Genomic DNA, 24,640 nt, shown 5'->3' with positions numbered 1-24,640 from the left:
TTTCCGACCCAGATGACTCCCCCGGCCCTGGGCCGGGGAATGGGGTGAGGGTGGTTGGAGCGCCTCAGATCTTGGCGAACTTGGCCAGCGCCTCGCGGAAGGTGAGGCCGTTGTCCATTTCCTTCATCGCCTGGGCGTCGTCGTCGGCGTAGCGCCGGGTCATCTCCAGGATCTCGGCGGCCCGGTCGATCGGGATCACGCAGATGCCGGACCCGTCGGCGACGATCAGGTCGCCCGGCCGGATCAGCACGCCCTCGATGGTGATCGGCTCGCCGATGGCTTCCACCTTCAGGCGGGTCTTGCCGGGCGTCGGCACCATGTGGCGGGCGAAGATCGGAAAGCGGAACTCCTGCTGCTCCTCCCAGTCGCGCACGCCGCCCTCGACCAGCAGGCCTTCGATGCCCTGGATCTTGGCCGCGTAACTCGCCATGCCGCCCCAGGTCGAGACCGGGTTGCCGCCGTTGTCGACGACGATCACGTCGCCCGCACCGGCCGCTTCGATCATGTGACCGACCTTGAAGTCCTCCACCGGGAAGGTGCCCTTGGCGCCGGTCTGCTGGCGCACGGTGACGGCGGGGCCGACGGCCTTGGTCCCCGGAACCACGGCGTTCAGACCGGTGATCACGCCGTTCAGGTCGAGCTCGTCGAGGGCATTGGCGATGGTGGGGGTTGCGATGTCGCGGAATCCGGCGACCAGCGAGGCAATATCCGTCATTCTTCCAGTCCAGGCGGGGGAAACGCATCGAAGTAGAGCACGCCGATGGTCATATCGACCGTGCGACCGTCCGTCGCGAGCGGACAGTGGACACTATCGAAGCTGCGCCAGGATCCGTCCACCGGCCATTGCACCCAGCCGCAGCGGAAGACCGGTCGGCGCTGGAGGACGGGATTGCGGAAGGTGGCGACCATGGACTCCCGGGATTCGCCGAAGCTGCATTCCGAAATCCACTTGCCGGTGTAGTCGCGATCCCGGAAGGCGGTGATGTCGGTCCCGATCATCCGGTAGCGGAAATCCTCGGCATCCGGTCCGACATCCATGATCAGCACATGGCCGAACCAGCGCTTCAGATCCTCCACCGGAAAATCCCCGCGCGACGGCAGGCAGGCACCCTGGCGCCTGGAACCCCAGAGCGCCGCGAAATCGGCGACACCGTCGTGCCGCGGCCGCTCCTGAACCTCCAGGCTGTCGTAGGTCGCGTCGTACCGACGCCGCTCTATATCCGGCGGCACGCCGTCGTTGCCCGGCACCACTGTGACGGTCCAGGCGGTCGACAGCGACGGAAGGCCCACCAGACGGCCCGACGTCGTCACATCGGCATCCACAACGGGAGAGCTCTTGGAAGGGGACACGCTCTTCACCTAGATCGCCGCAGAGAAGACAATTTCACGATGTCGGGCATGATTCGTCAAGTAATTGGGGCGAATTTACCTCAACTTGATCGGATGCGCTGCAGGAAGCCGGACACCTCTCGTTCCAGGGTTTGCATTTCGGCCTCCAGGACATTGCAGGTGCTGAGAACCTCACCGGCGCTCTGTCCGGTTTCGCGCGACGCTTCGCTGACTTCGGCGATCTCGGAAGAGACCTTGGAGGTCTGAGCCGCGGCCTCCTGGCTGTTGCCGGCGATTGTCGAGGTGGTCGCCGCCTGTTCCTCGACGGCCGCGGCCACGGCGGCGTTCATGTCGTCCAGCCCGGCGACCGCCCGGGCGACGGTGTCGATCGCCTTGACGGCCTCGCCGCTGGCGCCCTGCATCTGCTCGATCTGCTGGCGAATATCGTCGGTCGCCTTGGCGGTCTGGGTGGCGAGGTTCTTCACCTCCGAGGCGACGACCGCGAATCCCTTGCCGGCATCGCCGGCGCGCGCCGCCTCGATCGTGGCATTGAGGGCCAGCAGGTTGGTCTGTTCGGCGATCTCCTGAATCAGGGCGATCACCGCACCGATCCGGGTCGCGGTCTCCGCCAGGGCGGCGATCCGCTCGTTGCCGATGCCGGCCTGGGTGCTCGCGCCCCGGGCCATCTCGGCGGCGCGGGCCACCTGGGACCCGATCTCCGAGGAGGCGGCGGCCAGTTCGTCGGCCGCCTCGGAGACGGCCTGCACGTTGGCGGTCGACTGCTCGGAAGACGCCGCCACCGCATCGGCGCGCGACAGCGAGGCGTTCGAGGACGTGGCCATGGCCTCCGCCCGGGCGCGGACATCCGCCACCTGGGCGGTCAGGCCCGCCACCAGCGTGCCCACGGACTGCTCGAAGCTCGCGGCCAGGGCTTCCAGCGACCGGCGCTTCTCGGCCTCGGCGCGGGCGTCCGCCTCTTCCTGCTCCTGCTCCAGGCGCCGGACCCGCTGGGCGTTGTCCTTGAACACCTGCACGCAGCGCGCGATGTCGGCGATCTCGTCCTTGCGGTTCACGCCGGGGATCTCGACGTCCAGGTCGTTATCCGCCAACCGCTCCATGGCCTGGGTGATCGCCCGTAGCGGACTGGTGATCCCGCGACCCAGGAACAGGGCCAGGATCACGGCCAGCACCGCGGCCGCGGCGGTTCCGGCCAGGATCAGCAGGGTCGACAGCAGCTTGTCGTCGGTGCGGGTGACGATGGAGGCGGCGACGCTGGCCTCGACCTGCTCGGCCACGGCCGCGGCCGCGGCCGTCATCTCCTCGGCCGCCGCCGTCCGAGTCTGCAGGGCGGTCACCAGGGTGTCGAATTTCTTCTTCGCGGTGACCACCATGTCGCTGAACTGATCGATGGACGATCCTTCCGGCAGGCTGCCGGCGAGGGCGCGAATGGTGTTCTCGAGGGCTCCGAAGGCGAAGACCTGCGCCATGGCAGCGGCACCTTGGCCGTTGGCGGCGACAACCTCTTTGGTGTTCGCGTCGATCTTCTTGACCGCCGTCAGCAGATCGGCGGCCTGGGTGGCGATGTCGGACGCCGCCTGGGCCTCCGCCGTCGCCGCCTGGGCCGCGGCACGGGCCTTTGCATAGGCGGCGGTCTCCTTGCGGGCCAGGGCGGTCGCGAAGGCGTTGATCTTCTTCGACACGCTCTCGAGTTCGGCGACGACCTCCGTTTCGTCCTGACCCGCCTCGACGGCGGCGAACATCGCCTCCAATGCCTTGCGGTACCCGCCGACCGCCGCGGCCAGCAGGGCCACGGGCTTCTCGTCGTCGGTCCCTGCGGTGAGCTTTTTCAGTTTGATCGCCGTCAGGAACATGTCCTTGGTGCCCTCCCGCGCGGCGGCGGCGTCCTCCGCGGACCGGGTCCGCAGATAGACCGCCTCGTCGCGGCGTGCGCTCAGCGTCGCCATGATCAGCGTGCGGGTCAGTTCCTCGATCTGCAGCTTCTCGTTCTGCTCGGCCAGGGCGGCGTCGCGCTGCGTGCTCAGCGCGGTGCGGCGGTTGTCCTGATCCCGGCGGATATTGGTGGCCACCCGCTCGAACTCGACATTGTTCGACTGGATCTCGGCGATCAGCTGGTCGGCGCTTGCGCGGGCGGCGACCAGGGTGTCGAACTGCCGGCGGTATTCAAGGATTGTCCCCGCCGTGTCCTGCTCGCCGACGGCCTCAGCCAGGGCGGCCGCCTGCTCCAGATGGGCAAGCGTCGCGTCCCGCGCGGCCTGCTCCCCGGACAGGCGATAGGCGCTGGCCGAGATCTGCGCGCTTCGGATCAGTCGCTGGATGTCGGCGACCCGGTCCGCCTGGGAGACCTGGTCGGAATACCGCTCCAGTGCCAGCCACCCCGTGGCGCCGAGAACTAGGGTTAATGCGACGACCCCAGCGAAACCTGCTCCGATCCGAAATCCAATGCGCATGTGATGCCCCTTCACGCTGTGCGACGGTTAACGGTATTCGCGTATCGTTAAGAAGACGTTTATTAAAGTATATTGCTTTTCTGTCTCACTCTTTCGGGGCTTTTAGTTTTTATTAATACCTTTGAGTGCAGTTTCGGAAGTGAAGTCGGGCTTCCATGGAAACGAGTGTTCCTTTGTCCGTCTCGAAGCTACGTCCGCTGACAGCCCGTCAGAGAATGTGGCAGGCGAAATAAAGAGATAAGGGAGAAACCTAGATGACCTTGGGTCGATATCTGAAAGCGCTGGGTGTGGTGGCGACGGTCGTGGCCTTTAGTGCCGGAGCAGCGTCCGCCAATGATTTCGCATCGCAGATTACTGACGTTCTGAGCAAACAGGTGAGGCCCTGGTTGAGCGATCCGACGGTCATCGAGGCCGTGAAGGCGCAGAACGCCGAGACCGCCGGCCTCTCGGAGGCCGAGATCGATGCCCTCGACAAGCAGTGGCGCGCCGAGGCCGAAGCCGGCAGCGGGCCGCTGATCGACAAGGTGCTCGCCGGCAAGCTCTCCGCCTTCCTCAAGAAGAAGAAGGCCGCTTCCGACGGCCTGTATTCGGAAGTCTTCGTCATGGACGCAAAGGGCCTGAACGTGGGTCAGAGCGACGTCACCTCCGACTACATGCAGGGTGACGAGGACAAGTGGCAGAAGACCTATCCGGTGGGTCCGGACGCGGTCTTCATCGACGAGGTCGAGTTCGACGATTCCAGCGGCCAGTTCCAGAGCCAGGTCAACGCCACCATCGCCGATCCGGCGACCGGCCAGGCGATCGGCGCCATCACCATCGGCATCAACGTCGAGAAACTGGACTGAACGCAGCGACGCATGCCCGACGGGGAGAGGCGTCTCCCCGATCCCTCCCGGGTGCTCCCTCGGGCCGGTTTCCCAACCGGCCCGTTTTTTTGTCTCCGGGACGCCCGGCTACCTTGCTTTGCGAATAGGTCGGGCGTAGCGTGCCCGGCATTCCGCGAACCGCGAATTCCTGGGAGTTTTCGAGAGATGGGCATCCTTGCCGAGCGGCTGAGCCGCGTGAAGCCGTCGCCGACGATCGCCGTCAGCACCAAGGCCATGGAACTGAAAGCGGCGGGTCACGACGTGATCGGCCTGGGCGCCGGCGAGCCGGATTTCCCCACGCCCCAGCACATCAAGGATGCCGGTAAGGCGGCGATCGACAACAACAACACCAAATACACCGCCGTCGGCGGCACGCCGGAGCTGAAGGACGCCATCGCGCTGAAGTTCAAGCGCGACAACGGGCTTGAGTACGCCCGCAACCAGATCGTCGTCGGCACCGGCGGCAAGCAGGTCCTGTACAACGCCTTCATGGCGACCCTGGATCCGGGCGACGAGGTCATCATCCCCGCTCCCTATTGGGTCAGCTATCCGGACATGGCGATCCTGGCCGAGGGCAAGCCGGTCTTCATCGACTGCCCGCAGGAACAGGGTTTCAAGCTGCAGCCGGAGGACCTCGAGAAGGCGATCACCCCGAAGACCAAATGGGTGGTGCTGAACTCCCCGTCCAACCCGACCGGCGCCGGCTATACCCGCGCGGACATGAAGAAGATCACCGACGTGCTGATGAAGCATCCGCATGTCTGGGTGATGACCGACGACATGTACGAGCATCTCGTCTACGACGATTTCGAGTTCTGCACCCCGGCCCAGGTCGAGCCCGGCCTCTACGACCGCACCCTGACGGTCAACGGCGTGTCCAAGGCCTATTGCATGACCGGCTGGCGCATCGGCTTCGCCGGCGGCCCGGCGCACCTGATCAAGGCGATGACCGACATCCAGTCGCAGTCGACCTCCAACCCGTGCTCGGTCAGCCAGGCGGCCTCCGTGGCGGCGCTGACCGGCGATCACGGCTTCATCGCCGAGAACAACAAGGTCTTCAAGGAGCGCCGAGACCTGGTGGTCTCCATGCTGAACCAGGCGGCCGGCATCACCTGCCCGACCCCGGACGGCGCGTTCTATGTCTACCCGTCGGTGAAGGGCTGCATCGGCAAGAAGACGCCGGACGGCAAGGTGATCGAGAGCGACAGCGACTTCGTCACCGCGCTGCTGGAGAGCGAGGGCGTGGCCGCCGTGCAGGGCGAGGCCTTCGGCCTGAGCCCGCATTTCCGGATCTCCTACGCCACCTCGACCAAGGTGCTTGAGGAAGCCTGCGAGCGTATCCAGCGGTTCTGCGGCTCGCTGAGCTGAGCTCTACAACTGTCGCATTCCTGGCGCCGGCGCGGGTCTCTCGCGCCGGCGTTTGCCTGCCTTGACCCAGGCGCCCGACACAGCGCACCCTTCCGCTCGCCGGCCTCCAAGAATTCCATCAAAAAGGGCCGGCGCTCTCGCTCGACCGGAGGAAATGCGCGATGACCGACCGTCCCGATCCCATGAAGGGCAAACGCCGCTCGTCACAGTGGTATGGCAAGATCGACAAGGACGGGTATGCCCACCGGTCCTGGATGAAGAACCAGGGCTTTCCGGCCGAGGTCTTCGATGGCCGGCCGATCATCGGCATCGCCAACACGTTCAGCGAGTTCAATCCCTGCCACGGCCATTTCCGCAAGATCTGCGAGCATGTGAAGCGTGGCGTGTGGGAGGCGGGCGGCTTCCCGCTCGAATTCCCGGTCTTCTCCAATTCCGAGAGCCAGCTGCGGCCGACCTCGATGCTGTACCGCAATCTCGCGTCCATGGACGTGGAGGAGGCGATCCGAGGCCTGCCGATGGACGGCGTGGTGCTGCTGGTCGGCTGCGACAAGACCACGCCGGCCCTGCTGATGGGCGCGTCGAGCTGCGATCTGCCGACCATCTGCGTATCCGGCGGCCCGATGCTCAACGGCTATTACAAGGGCGAGAAGATCGGCTCCGGCACCCATGTCTGGAAGTTCTCCGAGGCCGTCCGCGCCGGCGAGATGTCGATCGAAGCCTTCATGAGCGCGGAGCAGGACAACCACCGCTCCGCCGGCCACTGCATGACCATGGGTACCGCCTCGACCATGGCGTCGATGGTGGAGAGCCTGGGCGTGTCCCTGCCGGCCAACGCCGGGATCCCGGCGGTGGACAGCCGCCGCTACGTGCTGGCCCACATGTCCGGCAAGCGCATCGTCGACATGGTGATCGAGGATCTGCGCCTGTCGAAGATCCTGACCAAGGACGCCTTTGAGAACGCGATGGTGACCAACGGTGCCATCGGCGGATCGACCAACGCGGTCATCCATCTGCAGGCCATTGCCGGCCGCCTCGGCGTCGACATCGGCCTCGACGACTGGGACCGGCTGGGCAAGGACATGCCCTGCCTGGTCAACCTGATGCCGTCGGGCGAGCACCTGATGGAGGATTTCTATTACGCCGGCGGCCTGCCGGCGGTGCTGCGGGAGATCGGCGACTCCCTGCACAAGGACGCGATCACCGCCAACGGCAAGACCATCTGGGAGAACGTGAAGGACGCGGAATGCTACAACCGTGACGTCATCTTCCCGCTGAAGGAACCGTTCAAGCCGAATGGCGGCATCGCGGTCCTGCGCGGCAACATCACGCCAGACGGCGCCATCCTGAAGCCGTCGGCCGCAACGCCGGAGCTGATGGTGCATACCGGCCGGGCCGTGGTGTTCGAGGATATCGACGACTACAAGGCGCGGATCGACGACGAGGATCTCGATATCGACGAGACCTGCATCATGGTGCTGAAGAACTGCGGTCCGATCGGCTATCCGGGCATGGCGGAGGTCGGCAACATGGGTCTGCCGCCGAAGGTGCTGCGCAAGGGCATCACCGACATGATCCGCATCTCCGACGCCCGCATGTCCGGCACCGCCTACGGCACGGTGATCCTGCACGGCGCGCCCGAGGCGGCGGCCGGCGGACCGCTGTCCCTGGTGCAGAGCGGCGACATGATCGAGGTCGATGTGCCGAACCGTCGCCTGCACCTGGACGTGTCGGACGCCGAGCTGGAGAAGCGCCGGGCCACCCGGGCGGCCTTCAAGAGCCCGTACGACCGCGGCTATTCCAAGCTCTATGTCGAGACCGTCAACCAGGCGGACAAGGGCGCGGATCTGGACTTCCTGGTCGGCAATTCCGGCACCCCGCTGATGCGCGAGAGCCATTGAGGCGGGCGCGCATTTAATAAACTTCCCCTTCCCCGGCGTTGCGCCGGGGCCTAGACAAGAGAAGGGCCGGAGCGGACGGGGTTCGCTTCGGCCTTTGTTGTTGCCCTGACCCTGGGGCCCGCCCCAAGAACGAGTCCCCCTCCGTCATGAGCCAGACCGCCGTTCCGCCATCCACCGCCATGCCCTCCCGCACCCTGCTCGGGATCGGCTGGTTCCTGTGCGCGCTGTTCTTCTTCTACGCCTTCGTCCAGCGGGTCGCGCCCTCGGTCATGGTCGACGAGCTGATGCGCGACTTCGCGGTCGGCGGGGCGTTGGTGGGGAATCTCTCGGCCTTCTACTACTACGCCTATGCCGGCTCGCAGATCCCGGTCGGGGTGATGCTCGACCGCTTCGGGCCGCGCCGGCTGATCACCGTGGCCGTCGGCCTGGTGGCGGTCGGCAGCTTCGTCTTCGCCGGGGCCGAGACCCTGTGGATGGCCTATCTCGGCCGGATGCTGATCGGCTTCGGCTGCGCCTTCAGCTTCGCCGGCGCCCTGAACTATGCGGCGATCTGGATGCCGGCCCACCGCTTCGCCACGCTCAGCGGCGGCGCCCAGATGCTCGGCGTGATCGGCGGCATCACCGGTCAGGCGCCCCTCGGCGCGGCGGTGGAGGCGTTCGGCTGGCGGCCGATGATGCTGGTGGTCGCCGTGTTCGGCGCCGCCCTGGCGATCGCCTGCGGCTTCATCCTGCGCGACCGTCCGCGTGTCGACGGTGCGGCGCCGCGGCCGCGCCTGCTGGCCGGGCTGAAGCGGGCGGCGGGCAGCGGCCAGGTCTGGCTGGCGGCCATGTTCGGGCTGGCCATGACCAGCGCCATGCTGGCCTTCGGCGGCCTCTGGGGCGTGCCCTATGTCATGCAGGCCTACGACCATCCCAAGGCCGAAGCCGCGCTGCTGGTGAGCTGCCTGTTCATCGGCTGGGGCGTGGGCGCGCCGCTGTTCGGCTGGCTCGCCGACCGCTATCGCCGGCGCAAGCCCTTCATGATCCTCGGCGCGATCCTGTCCACCGCCGGCATCGCCGCGGCCGTCTACCTGCCCCATGTCAGCGACGTCACCCTGGCCGCTGCGTTGATCGTGCAGGGGCTGGGGGCCTCCTCCATGGTGCTGTCCTTCTCGGTCGGCCGCGAGAACACGCCGCTCTGGGCGGCCGGGGCCACGATCGGGATCATCAACGGGTGCGTGGTCGGCTCCGGTGCCGTGCTGCAGCCGCTGCTCGGCTGGGTGCTCGACCTCGCCTGGGACGGCACGATGCTGGAGGGTGCCCGGGTCTACACCGCGGCCGCCTATGAGCGCGCCTTCCTGGTCCTGCCGGTGATCGGCGTTTTCGGTCTGCTGGTCGCCCTGGTGGTGCGCGAAACCCACGGCAAGTCGGTCGAGTCCTAAAGCAACCCCTTCGCGCGGAAGCTGGCATGGCCGTGCCGGGCGACGATCAGGTGGTCGTGCAGCACGATGCCCAGGGTCGCCGCGGCCTCCTTGAGTTGAGCCGTGGTTGAGATGTCCGCCTGGGACGGCGTCGGGTCGCCCGTGGGGTGGTTGTGCACCACGATCAGCGCCGACGCGCCCAGGTCCAGCGCCCGCTTCACCACCTCGCGCGGATAGAGCGGGGTGTGGTCGATGGTGCCGCGGCCCTGCATCTCGTCCTGGATCAGCTGGTTGCGTTTGTCGAGATAGAGCACGCGCACGACCTCCACCGGCTCGTGCGCCATGGCGGCGTGACAGTAGTCGAGAAGCTGTTTCCAGCCTGACAGCACCGGCCGTTTCAGCAGCGGTTCGCCCAGCAGCCGGTCGGCCGCCGCCTTGGCGGTCTTCAGCGCGGCGACCGAGGCCTCGCCCATGCCGTCCACCTTCGCCAGTTCCCGAGGCTCGGCGCTGATCGTCTCGGCGAAGGACCCGAACCGGGCGATCAGCCGCTTGGCCAGCGGTTTGACGTCACCGCGCGGCTTGGCCAGGAACAGCAGAAGTTCGATGAGTTCGTAATCCGCAAGCGCATCCGCCCCGGCGGCGAGGAACCGCCTGCGTAACCGTTGCCGGTGGCCCTCCGGCCCGGGATCCTGCACTTCGCCCAACCCGTCATACACGCCCGACCTCCCTGGCTCGCGGTCACGGCCGGGCTATGGAAGGGGCGGGGGCGGAATGGGACGGCACTCAGCCTTCCCCCGTCATCCTGACGCACGTCAGGATGACGACTCGAACGCCCGCAGCTCGGTCCTGACGTGCGTCGGGACGACGGGGGATTTCTCAAATGTACGGCGGCTTGGTATAGCCCTTGGGCGACAGGGTGAAGATCTCGAACCCGGTCTCGGTCACGCCGATCGAGTGCTCGAACTGGGCCGACAGCGACCGGTCGCGGGTCACCGCCGTCCAGCCGTCCTCCAGGATCTTCACCGCGAACTTGCCGGCATTGATCATCGGCTCGACGGTGAAGAACATGCCCGGCTCCAGCATCGGGCCGTCGGTCGGGTGGCCGTAATGCAGCACGCTCGGCGGCGCGTGGAAGGTGCGGCCCAGGCCATGCCCGCAGAAGTCGCGCACCACCGAGAAGCGCTGCCCCTCGGCGAAGGTCTGGATGCGGTGGCCGATGGCGCCCAGATGCACGCCCGGACGGATCACCTCGATGCCCAGCATCATGGCGTCGTAGGTCACCTCCACCAGCCGCTTGGCCTTCACCGGGATCTTGTCGCCGACGAGGTACATGCGGCTGCTGTCGCCGTGCCAGCCGTCGAGGATCACGGTCACGTCGATGTTGACGATCTCGCCTTCCACCAGCTTGCGGTCGCCCGGAATGCCGTGACAGACCACGTGGTTGATGGAGGTGCAGATCGACTTCGGGAAGCCCTTGTAGCCGAGCGGCGCCGGGGTGGCGCCATTGGCCAGCGTCATCTCGTGGCAGAGCCGGTCCAGCTCGTCGGTGGTCACGCCAGGGGCGACATGGTCGGTGATCATGTCGAGGATCTCGGCCGCGAGGCGTCCGGCCTTGCGCATACCCTCGAAATCCTCAGGCCCATGGCGCACGATCTGGCGCGCTTCGGCGAGCTGCTGCATCGCGATCTTCCTTGCTTCGTAACGTGGCTGCAATCTGCTGCCACCGGGCGGGAAGGTCAAGGTTCGGGGCTTATTCCGCCACCGGCACCGGGCGGTTCAGCACCACGCGGCCCAGCGTCACGTCGCATTCCCAGGCCAGCGCCTCCACCCCGGCGGCGCGGGCCCGGTCGAAGGCGAGGCCGTATTTCGGGTCGATGTCGCGGGCCAGGGTCAGGCGGTCGCCGTCCATGCGCTGGATGCAGAACAGCATCACCGCCCGGTGTCCCGCCGCGACCATGGCCGCCAGCTCGTCCAGGTGCTTCGCCCCGCGCGCGGTCACGCTGTCGGGAAACTCGTGGGCGCCGGGATTGGGGCCGTCCGGGCGGACCAGATGCACGTTCTTCACTTCCACATAGCAGGGCGGCCGGCCCGGAGCTTCCAGCAGCATGTCGATGCGGCTGTTCACCCCGTACTTCACCTCGCGGCGCAGGGTCTCGTAGCCGGCCAGCTCTGGGATCAGCCCGGCGGCGATTGCCTCGGCGACGATGGCGTTCGGCCGCCCGGTATGGATGCCGACCAGCCCGCCTTCGGTCTCGACCAGCTCCAGGGTGTAGGGCAGCTTGCGCTTGGGATCGGGCGAGCGCGACAGCCAGACCCGCAGGCCGGGATCCTTCAGGCCGGTCATCGCACCCGGGTTCGGGCAATGGGCGGTCACCACCGCGCCGTCGAGATCGATATCGGCGAGGAAGCGCTTGTAGCGCCTGATCAGGCGGCCTTCGTGCAGGGGAGTGGGCAGGTCCATCGCCGGACGCTAGCCGGGCGCCGGGTCGATGTCATCCCTTCCGCCCCGCGGCGGTTCGTGGTTAGACGGAACGATGACCGACCATGCCGTGATCCTGCAGGCCTCCGTCGACCTCCGCGACCCGCACGACTGCACCGACAGCGGCGATGCCCTCGCCCTGTTGGAGGCGGTGTTCGATGCCCCGGTCCGCCGGCGGGCCGACGGGGGCTACGCGCCGGCGCTGGCCGAGAGCTGGACCGTCTCCGATGACGCCCGCACGTGGACCCTGACGCTCCGCGCGGCGCTGACATTCCATGACGGACGTCCGCTGGATGCCGTCGCCATGGCGGCCTCCATCGCGCGGATGAAGCGGCCGGATGTTGGGGCCACCCTGGGCGCGCCGGCGGTTTGGGGCCAGTACCTCGCGGGTGCGGCGATCCAGGCGGTCGATGCGCGGACGGTCTCGATCACCGCCACGGAGCCACTGGCCGATCTGCTGGACATTCTCGCCTCCGCCTATGCCGTCCCGCCGGAGGTGGACGACCCGGACTTCCGGCGAACCCCGATCGGCACCGGCGCCTACCGGGTCGAGTCGTCGCGTCCGGGCGAGGAGGTCCGGTTGGTCGCCAATCCGCACTGGTGGGGCGGGCCGGTCGAGAACGCCGGACTGGTCTTCCGCTGCGAGCCGGACGCGGATCGGCGGGCGGCGGCCGTCGCGTCGGGACAGGCCGCCCTGGCGACCCGGTTGCGGGCGTCGCCGCAGCGGGCGGCGGTCGAGCGCGCGGGCCGGTTCTGGTCCGGGTACACCGATCCCACATCGATCATCTACCTGCTGAACGCCGCGCACGGTCCCTGCGCCGATGCCCGCGTCCGGCGGGCGCTGACGCTGGCGGTCGACCGGTCCCGGCTGATCGACACGGTGCTCGGCGGCGACGGCGACGGGCTGGAGGGTTTCGTCAGCGCCGCCCATTTCGGTGCGCCGACGCCGTCGGGCGATGGGGCGCCGGGGGATGGGGCGCCGGGTGGGCTGTTCGATCCGCAGACGGCGCGGGCCTTGCTGGCGGAGGCCGGGCATGGCGCGGGACTGGTTCTCACGGTGGACACGCCGACCCGTCTGCCCGACGAGGCGCAGGCGCTGACCGCCGCGCTGGGCGAGCAACTCGCCGCGGTCGGCATCACCCTGCAGCCCCGCGTGACCGAAGACCGCGTCGCCTATGCCGAACGGGTGCGCGACAAGCGCATCGGCGACCTCTGCGTCTTCGACTCCAGCCCGATGAGCACCTTCCGGGTGCTCTACGAGAAGATCGACAGCCGGGTCGCCGGCTCCTGGTGGCAGGGCTATGCCAATCCGACGGTGGAGCGCCTGCTCGACCAGGCCCGCCGGACGGTGGAGGACGGCGCGCGGGGCCGGCTCTACGGCGATGCCTACCGTGCCCTGCAGGCGGACCCGGCCTGGCTGCCGCTCTATCATCATCGCCTCGGCGTGGCGTCCACCGTGGCGCTGGACACCTGCCCGGTGCGCGGCGACGGCGTTCTCGACGTAACATTGCTGCCGGCCCTTACGGGCGGAGAGGGAGAACGGACATGACGCAGAAGGTGGCCATCGTGACCGGCGCGGCGCGCGGTATCGGGCTGGCGGTGACCAGGCGGTTCCTGGCCGAGGGCTGGCGGGTCGTCATGGTCGATATCGAGGTCGAGGCGCTGCTCGCCGCTGAGGCCGATCTCGACAGCGGGGACGCGGTGGCCCAGGCCTGCGACGTGTCCGACCCGGTGCAGGTGCGCCGTGTCGCCGGCGTCGCCATAGAGCGGTTCGGGCGGATCGACGCGGTGGTGAACAACGCCGGGATCGCCGTCTTCAAGCCGCTGCTCGACACCAGCTACGACGAGTGGTCGCGGGTGCTGGCGGTCAACCTGAACGGCCCGTTCCTGATGGTACAGGAGACCGCCCGGCTGATGGCGGAGACCGGCGGCGGGGCGGTGGTGAATATCGGCTCGATCTCCGGCCTGCGCGCCAGCACCCTGCGGGTCGCCTACGGCACGTCGAAGGCGGCGCTCATGCACCTGACCAAGCAGCAGGCGACCGAACTCGGCGAGATCGGCGTGCGGGTCAACCTGATCGCCCCCGGGCCCGTCGACACCGCCATGGCCAAGGAGGTCCACACCCCGGCGATCCGGGCCGACTATCACGACGCGATCCCGCTGAACCGCTACGGGCTGGAGGAGGAGATCGCCAACGCGGTGTTCTTCCTGTGCAGCGACCGGGCGAGCTACATCACCGGCCAGACCCTGGCGGTCGATGGCGGCTTCGACGCGGCCGGCATCGGCCTGCCGACCTTACGGCAGGACGGCTGAGCAATTCGGGTCGATCCGGGGCCGGCGCGCGCTGGTCCCTTGCTGTCGGCGGGTCGCTGCACCATCCTCTGTCGCCCTACCGTCCGCCTGGAGCCCGCAATGACCGATCCATCGCCCCCGACCATCACCGCCGCCATGCTGATCATCGGCAACGAGATCCTGTCGGGGCGCACCAAGGACAAGAATGTCGGCTACATCGCCGAGGAACTGACGGCGATGGGCATCCGGCTGTCGGAGGTGCGCGTGGTGCGCGACGACGAGGCGGCGATCATCGAGGCGGTGACGGTGCTGTCGGAGCGCTACACCTACGTCTTCACCTCCGGCGGCATCGGCCCGACCCATGACGACATCACCACCGCCTGCATCGCCAAGGCCTTCGGCGCCGCGGTGGAGCGCAATCCCGAGGCGATGCGCAGGCTGACCGCGCACTACGCCAACAGCGGGGTGGAGTTCAACGCCGCCCGGCAGAAGATGGCGGAGATCCCGGTCGGCGCCGATCTGATCGACAATCCGGTCTCGGCGGCGCCGGGGTTCATCCTGAAGAACGTCCATGTCATGGCCGGGGTGCCGCGCATCCTGCAGGCGATGTTCGAGGGGCTGAAGCCGATGCTGACCGGCGGCGCCGAGATGCTGTCGCGGACCGTGGCCTGCACGGTCGGCGAGGGCACCGTGGCCGGCGGACTGGGCCAGATCCAGGTCGGATTCCCCGATATCGAGATCGGCAGCTATCCGTATTTCCGCGCCGGCGCCTTCGGCACGAGCCTGGTCCTGCGCGGCACCGACGAGGCCCGGCTGGAGGCGGCGACCGAGGAGGTGCGCAAGCTGGTCCGCTCGCTGGGCGGCGAGCCGATCGACATCGACGACGGGTCGGAGAAAGGGGTCGAGGAGGCCGCGTCGTGAGCCACGTCCGCGTCGAACGCTACGAGCATGTCGCCCGCGTCACCCTGGACCGGTCGGCCAAGCGCAATGCGATGAGCAGCGATGTCGCCGCCGAGCTGACGGCGGCGTTCCTCGCCCTGGCCGATGCCGACGACCTGCGGGTGGTGGTGCTGTCCGGGGAAGGGCCGAGCTTCTGCGGTGGCGCCGATGTGAAGGAACTGGCCGCGCTCACGCCGGAGACGGCCGACTCGTTCATCCGCGGTCTGCACGCGGCCATCGCCGCCGCCATGACCTGTCCGGTGCCGGTCATCGCCGCGATCCGTGGTGCCTGTGTCGGCGCCGGGCTGGAGCTGGTGGCGGGCTGCGACATGCGGATCGCGACCCACGACGCGCATTTCTCCATGCCCGAGGTGAAGATCGGGGTGCCCTCGGTAATCGAGGCGGCGCTGCTGCCGCGTTTGATGGGCCGGGGCAAGGCGGCGAGGATGGTGCTCACCGGCGAGACCATCGACGCGCAGACGGCGTTCAATTGGGGGCTGGTCGAGGAACTGGTCTCCGCCGACGATCTGATGTTCCGCGCCGGCGCCCTGGCCGCCGAGATCGCCGAGGCCGACCCGCTGGCGATCCGGGCCCAGAAGCGGCTGATCCGCGCCTGGGACGACATGACCATCGAGCAAGCGGTGGAGGCGAGCGTCCGCGAATTCGCCGACAGCTACCGGACCAGCGCGCCGCGCGACCGGCTGGCGGCGGCGATGGCCGGCCGGAAATGAGCTGGGCGGAAACGATCTGGGCGGAAATGATCTGGGCGGACGTGATCCGGCGGAAAACGACCGGCCTGGCCGCGGTCCTGGCGCTGGCACTGTTGCCGGGGACGGCCGCCGCGGCGGCGTCGCTCGACGGCATCTGGGGGATGGACCGGGGCGGCACGGTGGACTGCGCCACCCTGGTCATGGTGCTGCGCGACGGCACCTACGCCAAGGCCATGCTCGATGTCGGCACGACCCAGGGCAAGCGCGACAGCGTCGCCGGGACCTCGACCTACGCCGTTGCCGGCGACCGGGTCGAGATCGCGCCGACCCTGTCCTTCGCCCGGCCGGAGCCGCGTCAGGTGTTCCATTGGGATCCGGTGGCCGATGTGCTGCTGCGCCTGGAGCCGGCACCCCGGCTCACCTACAGGCGCTGCCCCGACCGGCCGCTGAACCCGATGACCCGGTAGGCGTCTACCTGCCCTCTTCCTTGCCTTCGAAGAACGGCTGCAGATAGGCCAGGATGTCCTCGGCCTCCTTCTCGTTCTTCAGGCCGGGAAAGGTCATCTTGGTCCGCGCCTTGTCCTTGCCGATCACCGAGCCGATGTAGCCGTTCGGATCGACGATGTACTGCCTGAAGTGGTCCGCGTCCCACGGGTCGATCGTGTCGCCGGCGGCGGCCATGTCGTCGGAATGGTTGAAGCCCGGGAAGCTGCCCGCCTTGCGATTGAACAGATTGTAGAGGGACGGCCCCACCTTGCGCTTGCCGTCCGCCAGCGAATGGCAGGCCTGGCATTTCACGAACAGCTTCTTGCCGGCATCGGCGTCGCCCGCCGCATGGGCGGCGCCGGGCAGGGCAAGACTGATCAGGAGGGCGGCGGCAGTCGATACTCGAACTAGCACGATTATACTCCCTTAAGTCGATTTATCGCGTCGACCTATCTGTTCCGCCGACTTCGAGTGTCAAGCCTACGCGACACGTCCGCCGGCGGGCAAGGCCTGCCGTTTGTGTGACTCGCGCAAACGCCGCCGTCATAAATTCCCTGGTTTCCGCGCTTGTGATCAATCGCACTACGCGACATCATGGAATCTATGGCGCCTTTGTATCCCTTCAGTGCGATCGTCGGACAGTCGGAGATGCTGCTCGGCTTGACAGTTGCATCTGTCGATCCGAGCGTCGGCGGCGTGCTGATCTTCGGCGAGCGCGGGACGGGAAAATCGACCGCGATCCGGGCCCTGGCCCATCTCCTGCCGACGATGAAGGTCGTCGACGGCTGCCGCTTCAACTGCGACCCGGCCAAGCCCGCCGACCTCTGCGGCCACGCCTGCGGCAAGCAGGGCGGACGGCCGAAGACCGGCGAGATACCGATTCCGGTGGTCGACCTGCCGCTCGGTGCGACCGAGGACCGGGTGGTCGGCGCCCTTGACCTGGAAGTGGCCCTCAGCCGTGGCGAGAAGCGGTTCGAACCCGGATTGCTCGCCCGCGCGCATCGCGGTTTCCTGTACATCGACGAGGTCAACCTGCTGGAGGACCATCTGGTCGACCTGCTGCTGGACGTCGCCGCCTCCGGCGAGAACGTGGTCGAGCGCGAGGGGCTGAGCGTGCGTCATCCGGCGCGCTTCGTTCTCGTGGGCAGCGGCAATCCGGAGGAGGGCGAACTGCGCCCGCAGCTGCTCGACCGCTTCGGTCTGTCGGTGGAGGTGACGACGCCGAAGGACCTGAAGGACCGGGTGGAGGTGGTGCGCCGCCGCGAGGCGTTCGAGCGGGACAGGGACGGCTTCGTCGCCGCCTGGACCGGCAAGGAAGCCGCGATCCGGCGCAAGATCGTCCGCGCCCGGCGCCTGCTCTCCCAGATCGAGATGCCGGACGGCGTGGTGCAGCGGGCGGCGGAGATCTGCCTGGCGCTGGGCACCGATGGACTGCGGGGCGAGCTGATCCTGATCCGCGCGGCCCGGGCCGTGGCGGCGCTGGAGGGTGCCAAGGTGGCCTCCGTCGATCACCTGCGCCGGGTCGCCCCCATGACCCTGCGCCATCGCTTGCGGCGCGACCCGCTGGACGATGTCGGTGCCAGCGTCCGGGTCGAGCGGGTGCTCGACGAATGCTACGCGGCGTGAACGCGTCGGCGCCACCGCCCCTCTGCGATGCCGCGCTGGCGGCGGTGCTGCTCGCGGTCGATCCGGCCGCATTGGGCGGTATCTGGGTGCGGGCGCGGATCGGGCCGGCGCTGGATGGGTGGACGGCGTTCCTGCGCGCCTGCCTGCCGGACGAGACGCCGGTGCGCCGGTTGCCGATCCATGTGGCCGACGACAGGCTGATCGGCGGGATCGACCTCGCCGCCACTCTGCGCAGCGGCCGGACCGTGGTCGAACGCGGCCTGTTGGCGGCGTGCGACGGCGGCGTGCTGATCGTGCCGATGGCGGAACGCATGACCGGCGCCACCGCCTCCCGGCTCGCCGCCACGCTGGACACCGCGACGGTGGTCGCCGAGCGCGAGGGGATCAGCGCCGTCTGGCCCGCTCGGATCGCCGTGGTCGCGATCGACGAGGGACGGGACGATGACGAGCCGGTGCCCGCCGCCCTGCTCGACCGTCTGGCGCTCGCCGTCGACCTCGCCGCCGCGCCGGATGAGTATCCCGGGGCGATGCCCGACGCCGTCGACCGGGCACGGCGCGGTCTTGCCGGAGTCCGGGTCGAAGAGCGGGAGCGCGAAGCCCTCTGTGCCGCCGGTCTGGCGCTGGGGGTCGACTCCATGCGCATGGCCGTGGCCGCCCTGAGAACCGCCCGAGCGCATGCCGCCTGGGTCGGACGGCAGACGGTCGAGGGCGCGGATCTCGAGGCAGCGGTGCGGCTCGTCTTCGCCTTGCGGGCGACCCGGATGCCGGCGGAGCCGGCAGAGGCGGCCGCCGAGGATGCCGACCCGCCGCCAAGCGCGCCGAACGAAACCGACCAATCCCCCGATCACGCCGATAGCGACCCGGCCGGTGACCGTCTGGTGGAGGTGGCCCGCGCCGTCCTGCCGCCCGATCTTCTGGCCCGGCTGGCCGCCGGTCTCGTGCCGCGGCGGCCGGGAAACACCGCCGGGCGTCGGGGCGAGGGGGCGGCCTCGCGGCGCCGCGGCCGACCGCTGGGCAGCGTGCCCGGCGATCCCCGGCGCGGCGACCGTCTGAACCTCGCCGACACCCTGCGGGCGGCGGCGCCCTGGCAGCGGCTGCGCGGACGGCAGGGAGCGGCGGTCATCGTCCGGCCGGAGGATTTCCGCGTCGTGCGCTACCGCCACCGCAGCGAGAGCGTGACCGTGTTCGTGGTCGACGCCTCCGGCTCCTCGGCGCTGCACCGCCTCGCCGAGGCCAAGGGCGCGGTCGAACTGCTGCTGGCGGAATGCTACGTGCGCCGCGATCAGGTGGCGTTGCTGGCGTTCCGTGGAGAGGCGGCCGACCTTCTGCTGCCGCCGACCCGTTCGCTCGTCCGCGCCAAGCGGATGCTAGCCGGGCTGCCCGGCGGCGGGGGCACGCCGCTGGCCTCGGGCCTCGACATGGCGGCGGGGCTGGCGCGGGCGATCCGGCGCGAGGGGCGGTCGCCCTCCCTGGTCGTGCTGACCGATGGGCGGGCGAATATCGGCCGCGACGGTGCGCCCGGCCGCGAGTCCGCCAGCCGTGACGCCACCGATGCGGCCCGGCGGATCGCCGGCGAGAGCCTGCCCGCCCTGGTGCTGGACACCAGCCCGCGGCCCCGGCCGGAAGCGGCCGACCTCGCCCGCGCCATGGCCGGGCTCTACCTGCCGCTGCCCCAGGCGGATGCGGCCGCCGTGTCCCGGGCGGTGATCGCCGCGCGCGGCGGCTAGGCCGGATGCATGACCTCCGGCCGCGACCTCGACTGGAACCGGGACGGCCCCGACTGGCCGAACGCCGTCCACAGCCGGTTCGTGCGTGCGGGCCGGCTGCGCTGGCATGTGCAGGTGGCCGGCGCCGGCCCGGGTCTGCTGCTGCTGCACGGTACCGGCGCCTCGACCCATAGCTGGGCCGGCATGGTCGAGGAGCTGGCGCGGGATTTCACCGTGGTCTCCCCCGACCTGCCCGGCCACGGCTTTACCGGGGCCGCGTCCCAGTATGGTCTCTCCCTGCCGGGCATGGCCCACGGGATCGCCGAGCTGGTCGACGCCCTGGAGGTGCGGCCGGCCATGGGCGTCGGCCATTCGGCGGGCGCGGCCATCCTCGCCCGCTGCACGTTGGATCGTCGGCCGTCGCTCCGGGCGCTGGTCAGCCTGAACGGTGCGCTGGTGCCGTTCGCCGGGGTCGCCGGACGCCTGTTTTCCCCCCTGGCCAAACTGATGGCGATCAACCCGGTGACGCCGGGCTTCCTGTCCTGGCGCTTGTCCCGACCGGAGGCGTTCGGGCGGCTCATCGCGAGCACGGGGTCCAGCGTCGATCCGTCCAGCGCGGCGCTCTATCGGCGTCTGGCGTCCAGTCCGCGGCATGTGGCGGGCGCTCTGGGGATGATGGCCAACTGGGACCTGCGGCGCCTCGCGCGGGAACTGCCGGAACTGGGCATCCCCTTGCTGCTGGTGGCGGCGGCCGGCGACCGGACCGTTCCGCCGGGCCAGGCCGCCGACCTCGCCGGCCGCATCCCGTCCGCCAGGCTGGAGACCCTGCCATGGGGCGGCCATCTCGCCCATGAGGAACGGCCGGCGGAGATCGCCGCCCTGATCCGCCGCGTCGCCCGCGAGTCCGGCGTTCTGCCCGCGCCGGGCGATATGGCCGCTTCGTGCTTGGAAAATAAAATGGACACACGTACTGTAAATTAATGGATACACTCGATCTCCCGATGGGGCGTGTTGACCGGCAGCGCCCCCCGACGCGGGTGCCCGACCGGCCGGGCGATCCACGGCCTCATGCGGTGGTGATCGGCGCGGGGTTCGGCGGACTGGCCGCTGCCGTCCGACTCGGCGCGCGGGGCTATCGGGTCACCGTCTTGGAAAAGCTCGACGCCCCCGGCGGCCGGGCTTTCGTCTTCCGACAGGACGGTTTCACCTTCGACGCCGGTCCGACCATCATCACCGTGCCCCATGTCTTCGAGGAACTCTGGACCCTGGCCGGCCGCCGGATGTCCGACGACATCGACCTGCACGAACTCGATCCGTTCTATCGCATCAGCCTTGCCGATGGCCGGTTCATCGACGTCTGCCGCGACGAGGACGAGATGCGGGCCCGTGTGGAGGCGCTGTTCCCGGGAGAGGGGGCGGGCTTCGTGCGGTTCCAGGCGGAATGCCGGCGGCTCTGCGATCTCGCCTTTCTCGGCCAGGGCGATCGGCCGATGCACGACCCGCTGGGCATGGCCAAGCTGGCCCCGGACCTGCTGACCCACGGCGCGCTGCGCTCGGTGCACGGGCTGGCGGCGAAATACGTCCGCGATCCCGGCCTGCGGGCGATCCTCAGCTTCCATCCCCTGCTGATCGGCGGCAATCCCTTCGCCACCACCGCGGTCTATGCCCTGATCCCGGAGCTGGAGCGACGCTGGGGGGTGCATTTCGCCATGGGCGGAACGGGCGCCCTGGTCAAAGGCCTGGCGGGCCTGATCGCGGGGCAGGGCGGGACGCTGTGCTGCGGCGCCGAGGTCGACGAGATCGTCACCAGCGGCCGCCGTGCCGTCGGCGTGCGTCTGGCGTCCGGCGAGACGGTCGCGGCCGATCTGGTCGTCTCCAACGCCGATCCGGGCTGGACCTATGGGCATCTGCTGCGGCGCACGGACCGGCGGCGCTGGACCGACCGGCGGGTCGCCCGGGCCCGGTATTCCATGAGCCTGTTCGTCTGGTATTTCGGCACCGACCGGCGCTACGAGGACGTGCCCCATCACAGCATCCTGCTCGGTCCGCGCTATCGCGGCCTGCTGGAGGACATTTTCCGGCGCGGCGTGCTGGCCGATGATTTCAGCCTGTATCTGCACCGGCCGACCGCCACCGACCCGGCCCTGGCACCGCCGGGCCACGACGCCTTCTACGTGCTGTCGCCGGTGCCCAACCTGGCCGCCGGCATCGACTGGGAGGCGGCGGCCGAGCCCTATCGGCGGCGCATCGAGGCGCATCTGTCGGCGACAGTGCTGCCCGGTCTGGAGCGGTCGGTGGTGACCTCGCGCGTGGTCACGCCGCCGTATTTCCGCGACAGTCTGAATACGCCGCTGGGCGCCGGGTTCTCGCTGCAGCCGCTGCTGACCCAGAGCGCCTGGTTCCGGCCGCACAACCGTTCGGAGGAACTGGAACGCCTGTATCTGGTGGGTGCGGGTACCCATCCCGGCGCCGGCGTGCCCGGCGTGCTGTGTTCGGCCAAGATTCTCGACGCGGTGGTGCCCCATGCCGATGCGATCCGCTGACATGATGCGGGAGGCGGCGGACCGCGAGGCCTGCCGGGCGCTGATCGCCCAGGGGTCGCGCAGCTTCCATGCCGCCTCGCGCCTGCTGCCGGCCGCGGTCGCCGAACCGGCCCTGGCGCTTTACGCCTTCTGCCGGACCGCCGACGACGCAGTGGACGAGGCCGAGCCCGGACAGGTGGAGGCGGCTGTGGAGTCGGTGCGGCGGCGCCTCGACCGGATCTATGCCGGACAGGCGGATGGCGACCCGGTCGACCGCGCCTTTACCCGGGTGGTGGAGCGCTTCGCCCTGCCGCGGGCGCTGCCCGATGCGCTGGTGGACGGTTTCGCCTGGGACGCGCTCGGTCGGGACTACGAGACGATCGGCGAACTGCGCGCCTATGCCGCCCGGGTGGCCGGCAGTGTCGGCGCGATGATGACGGTGCTGATGGGCGCCCGCGCCGGGCCCGTCATCGCCCGCGCGGCGGATCTGGGCGTCGCCATGCAGCTCACCAACATCGCCCGTGATGTCGGCGCCGATGCGCGGCTCGGACGGCTCTACTTGCCGAAGGCGTGGATGCGCGAGGCCGGACTCGACCCTGAGGTCTGGCGCGCCGCCCCACGGCACGATGCGGCCCTCGGCCATGTGGTGCGCCGGCTGCTGGACGAGGCGGACCGGCTCTACGTCCGCTCCCATGCCGGCATCGGCCAATTGCCGATCGGCTGTCGGACCGGCGTGCGGGCGGCGCATCTGCTCTATGCCGAGATCGGCCGCGAGGTGGCCCGGCGCGGTTATAACGGCGTGGACGGCCGCGCGGTGGTCGGACGGCAACGCAAACTGGCCCTCCTGGCCCGCGCCATACTGACCGGGCAGCGCATCATGCCAGGCCTGCGCGACGAGCCCCTGGCGGAGACCCGGTTCCTGGTGGCGGCGGTGGAGGCCGGTCCGGCCCCGCGTCCGCAGCCCGGCCGCAGCTTCGGCGAGCGCGCCGTGTGGACCGCCGATCTGGTCATGCGCCTGGAACTCAACGATCGAAGGCCTAGATCGGTGTCGGGTGGAGCGTCGCTCGGCCAGGCCTGAGGGAGATAGTCTTGTTCGATCCGGCCCTGATCGTTTTCATCGTCGCCTGCACGGCGGCCGCGCTGACCGGCGTGCTGTTCAAGCCCGGCCAGTGGTACGAGCAGCTCGCCAAGCCGTGGTGGCGGCCGCCGAACTGGCTGTTCGGTCCGGCCTGGACGATCCTCTATGCCATGATTGCCATTTCGGGCTGGCTGGTCTGGAAAGCCTCGTCCTGGCCGGCCATGGCGCCGGCACTGACGATCTACGGGGTGCAGCTTCTGCTGAACGCCGGCTGGAGCCCGCTGTTCTTCGGACTGCGCCGGCCGGATCTGGCGTTCTACGAGCTGCTGCTGCTGTGGACGTCGATCCTGGCGACCATCATCGCCTTCCTGCCGATCTCGCCGCTCGCGGCCGGGCTGCTGGTTCCCTACCTCGCCTGGGTGACCTTCGCCGGGGCGCTCAATCTCAGCATCGTCCGGCTGAATCCGGTCGAAGCCAGGGGGTAGGGCCGTGTCGTCGGACATGCTGGCGCTGATCGAGCCGCTGTTCATCGTGGTGGTCGCATTCGGGCTCGGCTTCTGGCAGCTGCGGGAGCTGAACCAGTTGAAGCGGGAGCGCGAGCGCCGCGAGCGCGAGGCGGCGCGCGATAACGAGACGGAGCCGTGCTGAGCGGTCAGGGCAGACCGGCGGTCCAGCGCGGCATGCGGAACGGCAGCATCAGCCTGACCACCGGGTGGGCGAAGCGGTCCAGGTCCAGACTTTCGTGGATCGCCACCGACTCCGTGCCGTCCAGGCGCAGGTCCAGCATCTCGCGGGTGTAGAACGGGCTGTCCTCCAGCACCCGGCGGATGACCGCGCCGTTGGTGGTATCCGCCCGGGTGTTCCGGCGCACGCCCCAGAACCCGTCGGGCAGGCAGATCTGCGGCGGCGGCACGAAATCCTCCACCGCGCCGTCGGGATCGAAGCGCAGGGCCATGCGCAGGTCGCTGCCGTCCCGGCGCTCGGCGTCGTAGAGGACGACGGCGCCGTCGCCTCGGCGCAGCCGCGACCAGTCCCACCGGCGAAAGCCGTCTTCGAGAGGCTCCTCGCCACGGTTGGCGTCCAGATAGGCGTGGCCCTGCCACCGGGTGCGCGGGCTGTCGAGCGCGACGGTCACCCGGGCCAGCGGCGCGATCGGCCGCCAGACGTGACGGCCCTCGGGGTCGAGCGGGTACTGCCGGCCGGGCAGGACCTCCGGGGTCAGGGTGACGGTGCCGCGGATCGGGGTCAGATGCGGTGTGGCCCGTTCATCGAGCTCGATGACCAGCTCGGTGCCGGTCCAGTGCAGCGAGGAGCCGGCGAGGGTGAAGTGGTTCGTCGTCCGGCCGAGGGCGCCGCGGCCTCGCTCGGTCATCGCCCAGCGATCCGACCGGGCGCCGTACAGCGCCACGTTGATCGCGCAGTGATCCTCCGGCTCGCGGCGGCCGGCCCAGGCGTAATAGGGCGAGAACACGC

General features: G+C 69.3%; 24 protein-coding genes. 16 read left to right on the top strand and 8 right to left on the bottom strand.

The genetic code is table 11. The annotated features are described in order from the left end of the window. Nucleotides 1–64: 64 nt before the first annotated feature. The 3 genes from BLS34_RS04235 to BLS34_RS04225 all read right to left on the bottom strand — a co-directional run bounded on the left by BLS34_RS04235 (nucleotide 65) and on the right by BLS34_RS04225 (nucleotide 3,797). Nucleotides 65–715, bottom strand: a complete 651-nt coding sequence (locus BLS34_RS04235) for an RraA family protein (protein ID WP_028793845.1) — start codon at nucleotides 713–715, stop codon at nucleotides 65–67. After that, complete coding sequence (locus BLS34_RS04230; protein WP_215906038.1) at nucleotides 712–1,311, bottom strand: PAS domain-containing protein; 600 nt, start codon at nucleotides 1,309–1,311, stop codon at nucleotides 712–714. Before BLS34_RS04230 ends, BLS34_RS04235 begins: the two co-directional genes overlap by 4 nt. Nucleotides 1,312–1,430: 119 nt before the next feature. After that, nucleotides 1,431–3,797, bottom strand: a complete 2,367-nt coding sequence (locus BLS34_RS04225) for a methyl-accepting chemotaxis protein (RefSeq protein WP_051244339.1) — start codon at nucleotides 3,795–3,797, stop codon at nucleotides 1,431–1,433. Nucleotides 3,798–4,051: 254 nt separating this feature from the next. On the opposite strand from BLS34_RS04225, the gene BLS34_RS04220 reads away from it, so the two are divergent. The 4 genes from BLS34_RS04220 (at nucleotide 4,052) to BLS34_RS04205 (ending at nucleotide 9,350) form a co-directional block, all read left to right on the top strand. Continuing rightward, nucleotides 4,052–4,642 carry a hypothetical protein gene (locus BLS34_RS04220; protein ID WP_093148392.1) on the top strand — a complete coding sequence of 197 codons (591 nt, stop codon included), beginning with the start codon at nucleotides 4,052–4,054 and terminating at the stop codon, nucleotides 4,640–4,642. A gap of 186 nt (nucleotides 4,643–4,828) precedes the next feature. Next, a complete protein-coding gene (locus BLS34_RS04215) occupies nucleotides 4,829–6,031 on the top strand; it encodes a pyridoxal phosphate-dependent aminotransferase (protein WP_093148389.1) in 1,203 nt (400 codons plus the stop codon). Nucleotides 6,032–6,192: 161 nt separating this feature from the next. Further along, complete coding sequence (locus BLS34_RS04210; RefSeq protein ID WP_093148388.1) at nucleotides 6,193–7,929, top strand: IlvD/Edd family dehydratase; 1,737 nt, start codon at nucleotides 6,193–6,195, stop codon at nucleotides 7,927–7,929. Between the two features lie 146 nt (nucleotides 7,930–8,075). Continuing rightward, nucleotides 8,076–9,350, top strand: a complete 1,275-nt coding sequence (locus tag BLS34_RS04205; protein WP_245701912.1) for an MFS transporter — start codon at nucleotides 8,076–8,078, stop codon at nucleotides 9,348–9,350. Here the strand turns inward: BLS34_RS04205 and radC are convergent. The 3 genes from radC to sfsA form a co-directional block, all read right to left on the bottom strand. After that, nucleotides 9,347–10,045: a RadC family protein gene (gene radC, locus BLS34_RS04200; protein ID WP_093148386.1), complete on the bottom strand. Its 699-nt coding sequence runs from the start codon at nucleotides 10,043–10,045 to the stop codon at nucleotides 9,347–9,349. The genes BLS34_RS04205 and radC overlap by 4 nt on opposite strands. 160 nt (nucleotides 10,046–10,205) lie before the next feature. Beyond that, complete coding sequence (gene map, locus BLS34_RS04195) at nucleotides 10,206–11,009, bottom strand: type I methionyl aminopeptidase (protein ID WP_093148384.1); 804 nt, start codon at nucleotides 11,007–11,009, stop codon at nucleotides 10,206–10,208. Between the two features lie 70 nt (nucleotides 11,010–11,079). Next, a complete protein-coding gene (gene sfsA, locus BLS34_RS04190) occupies nucleotides 11,080–11,790 on the bottom strand; it encodes a DNA/RNA nuclease SfsA (RefSeq protein ID WP_093148382.1) in 711 nt (236 codons plus the stop codon). Nucleotides 11,791–11,863: 73 nt separating this feature from the next. Here sfsA and BLS34_RS04185 point away from each other — a divergent pair, with 73 nt between their 5' ends. The 5 genes from BLS34_RS04185 (at nucleotide 11,864) to BLS34_RS04165 (ending at nucleotide 16,216) form a co-directional block, all read left to right on the top strand. Then, a complete protein-coding gene (locus BLS34_RS04185) occupies nucleotides 11,864–13,357 on the top strand; it encodes an ABC transporter substrate-binding protein (protein WP_093148379.1) in 1,494 nt (497 codons plus the stop codon). Beyond that, nucleotides 13,354–14,121, top strand: coding sequence for an SDR family NAD(P)-dependent oxidoreductase (locus tag BLS34_RS04180; protein WP_028793855.1), 768 nt, complete (start codon nucleotides 13,354–13,356; stop codon nucleotides 14,119–14,121). Before BLS34_RS04185 ends, BLS34_RS04180 begins: the two co-directional genes overlap by 4 nt. Nucleotides 14,122–14,220: 99 nt before the next feature. Continuing rightward, nucleotides 14,221–15,021 (top strand): competence/damage-inducible protein A, encoded by an 801-nt coding sequence (locus BLS34_RS04175; RefSeq protein ID WP_028793856.1) that lies wholly within the window; start codon nucleotides 14,221–14,223, stop codon nucleotides 15,019–15,021. Beyond that, nucleotides 15,018–15,770: an enoyl-CoA hydratase-related protein gene (locus BLS34_RS04170; RefSeq protein WP_093148376.1), complete on the top strand. Its 753-nt coding sequence runs from the start codon at nucleotides 15,018–15,020 to the stop codon at nucleotides 15,768–15,770. Before BLS34_RS04175 ends, BLS34_RS04170 begins: the two co-directional genes overlap by 4 nt. Further along, nucleotides 15,767–16,216: a hypothetical protein gene (locus BLS34_RS04165; protein WP_093148375.1), complete on the top strand. Its 450-nt coding sequence runs from the start codon at nucleotides 15,767–15,769 to the stop codon at nucleotides 16,214–16,216. The genes BLS34_RS04170 and BLS34_RS04165 overlap by 4 nt, the downstream gene beginning before the upstream one ends. Before the next feature lie 4 nt (nucleotides 16,217–16,220). Here BLS34_RS04165 and BLS34_RS04160 read toward each other — a convergent pair whose 3' ends face one another. Then, nucleotides 16,221–16,649: a c-type cytochrome gene (locus BLS34_RS04160; protein WP_028793859.1), complete on the bottom strand. Its 429-nt coding sequence runs from the start codon at nucleotides 16,647–16,649 to the stop codon at nucleotides 16,221–16,223. Between the two features lie 246 nt (nucleotides 16,650–16,895). Here BLS34_RS04160 and bchI point away from each other — a divergent pair, with 246 nt between their 5' ends. Genes bchI through BLS34_RS25265 form a run of 7 tightly spaced genes read left to right on the top strand, consistent with a single transcriptional unit; the run spans nucleotide 16,896 to nucleotide 23,815 of the window. After that, complete coding sequence (bchI, locus tag BLS34_RS04155; protein WP_342739386.1) at nucleotides 16,896–17,861, top strand: magnesium chelatase ATPase subunit I; 966 nt, start codon at nucleotides 16,896–16,898, stop codon at nucleotides 17,859–17,861. Next, on the top strand, nucleotides 17,846–19,588 hold the full coding sequence (locus BLS34_RS04150) for a magnesium chelatase subunit D (RefSeq protein WP_093148369.1): 1,743 nt from the start codon (nucleotides 17,846–17,848) through the stop codon (nucleotides 19,586–19,588). The genes bchI and BLS34_RS04150 overlap by 16 nt, the downstream gene beginning before the upstream one ends. Nucleotides 19,589–19,597: 9 nt before the next feature. Next, nucleotides 19,598–20,548 carry an alpha/beta fold hydrolase BchO gene (gene bchO / locus BLS34_RS04145; RefSeq protein ID WP_093148366.1) on the top strand — a complete coding sequence of 317 codons (951 nt, stop codon included), beginning with the start codon at nucleotides 19,598–19,600 and terminating at the stop codon, nucleotides 20,546–20,548. 20 nt (nucleotides 20,549–20,568) lie between these two features. Next, nucleotides 20,569–22,110, top strand: a complete 1,542-nt coding sequence (gene crtI / locus BLS34_RS04140; RefSeq protein WP_093148669.1) for a phytoene desaturase family protein — start codon at nucleotides 20,569–20,571, stop codon at nucleotides 22,108–22,110. Next, a complete protein-coding gene (locus tag BLS34_RS04135; protein ID WP_093148363.1) occupies nucleotides 22,091–23,167 on the top strand; it encodes a phytoene/squalene synthase family protein in 1,077 nt (358 codons plus the stop codon). Before crtI ends, BLS34_RS04135 begins: the two co-directional genes overlap by 20 nt. An 11-nt stretch (nucleotides 23,168–23,178) precedes the next feature. Then, nucleotides 23,179–23,652, top strand: coding sequence for a TspO/MBR family protein (locus BLS34_RS04130; RefSeq protein ID WP_093148360.1), 474 nt, complete (start codon nucleotides 23,179–23,181; stop codon nucleotides 23,650–23,652). A gap of 4 nt (nucleotides 23,653–23,656) precedes the next feature. Next, nucleotides 23,657–23,815 (top strand): SURF1 family protein, encoded by a 159-nt coding sequence (locus tag BLS34_RS25265; RefSeq protein ID WP_139189089.1) that lies wholly within the window; start codon nucleotides 23,657–23,659, stop codon nucleotides 23,813–23,815. Between the two features lie 4 nt (nucleotides 23,816–23,819). Here the strand turns inward: BLS34_RS25265 and BLS34_RS04125 are convergent, their stop codons facing one another. Beyond that, a complete protein-coding gene (locus BLS34_RS04125) occupies nucleotides 23,820–24,638 on the bottom strand; it encodes a carotenoid 1,2-hydratase (RefSeq protein ID WP_245701911.1) in 819 nt (272 codons plus the stop codon). Nucleotides 24,639–24,640 lie beyond the last annotated feature (2 nt).

The organism is Thalassobaculum litoreum DSM 18839 (assembly GCF_900102465.1).
GTDB classification, from domain to species: domain Bacteria; phylum Pseudomonadota; class Alphaproteobacteria; order Thalassobaculales; family Thalassobaculaceae; genus Thalassobaculum; species Thalassobaculum litoreum.
Note: the sequence above shows the minus strand (reverse complement) of the source record. Positions and strands in the feature narration are given on the sequence as shown.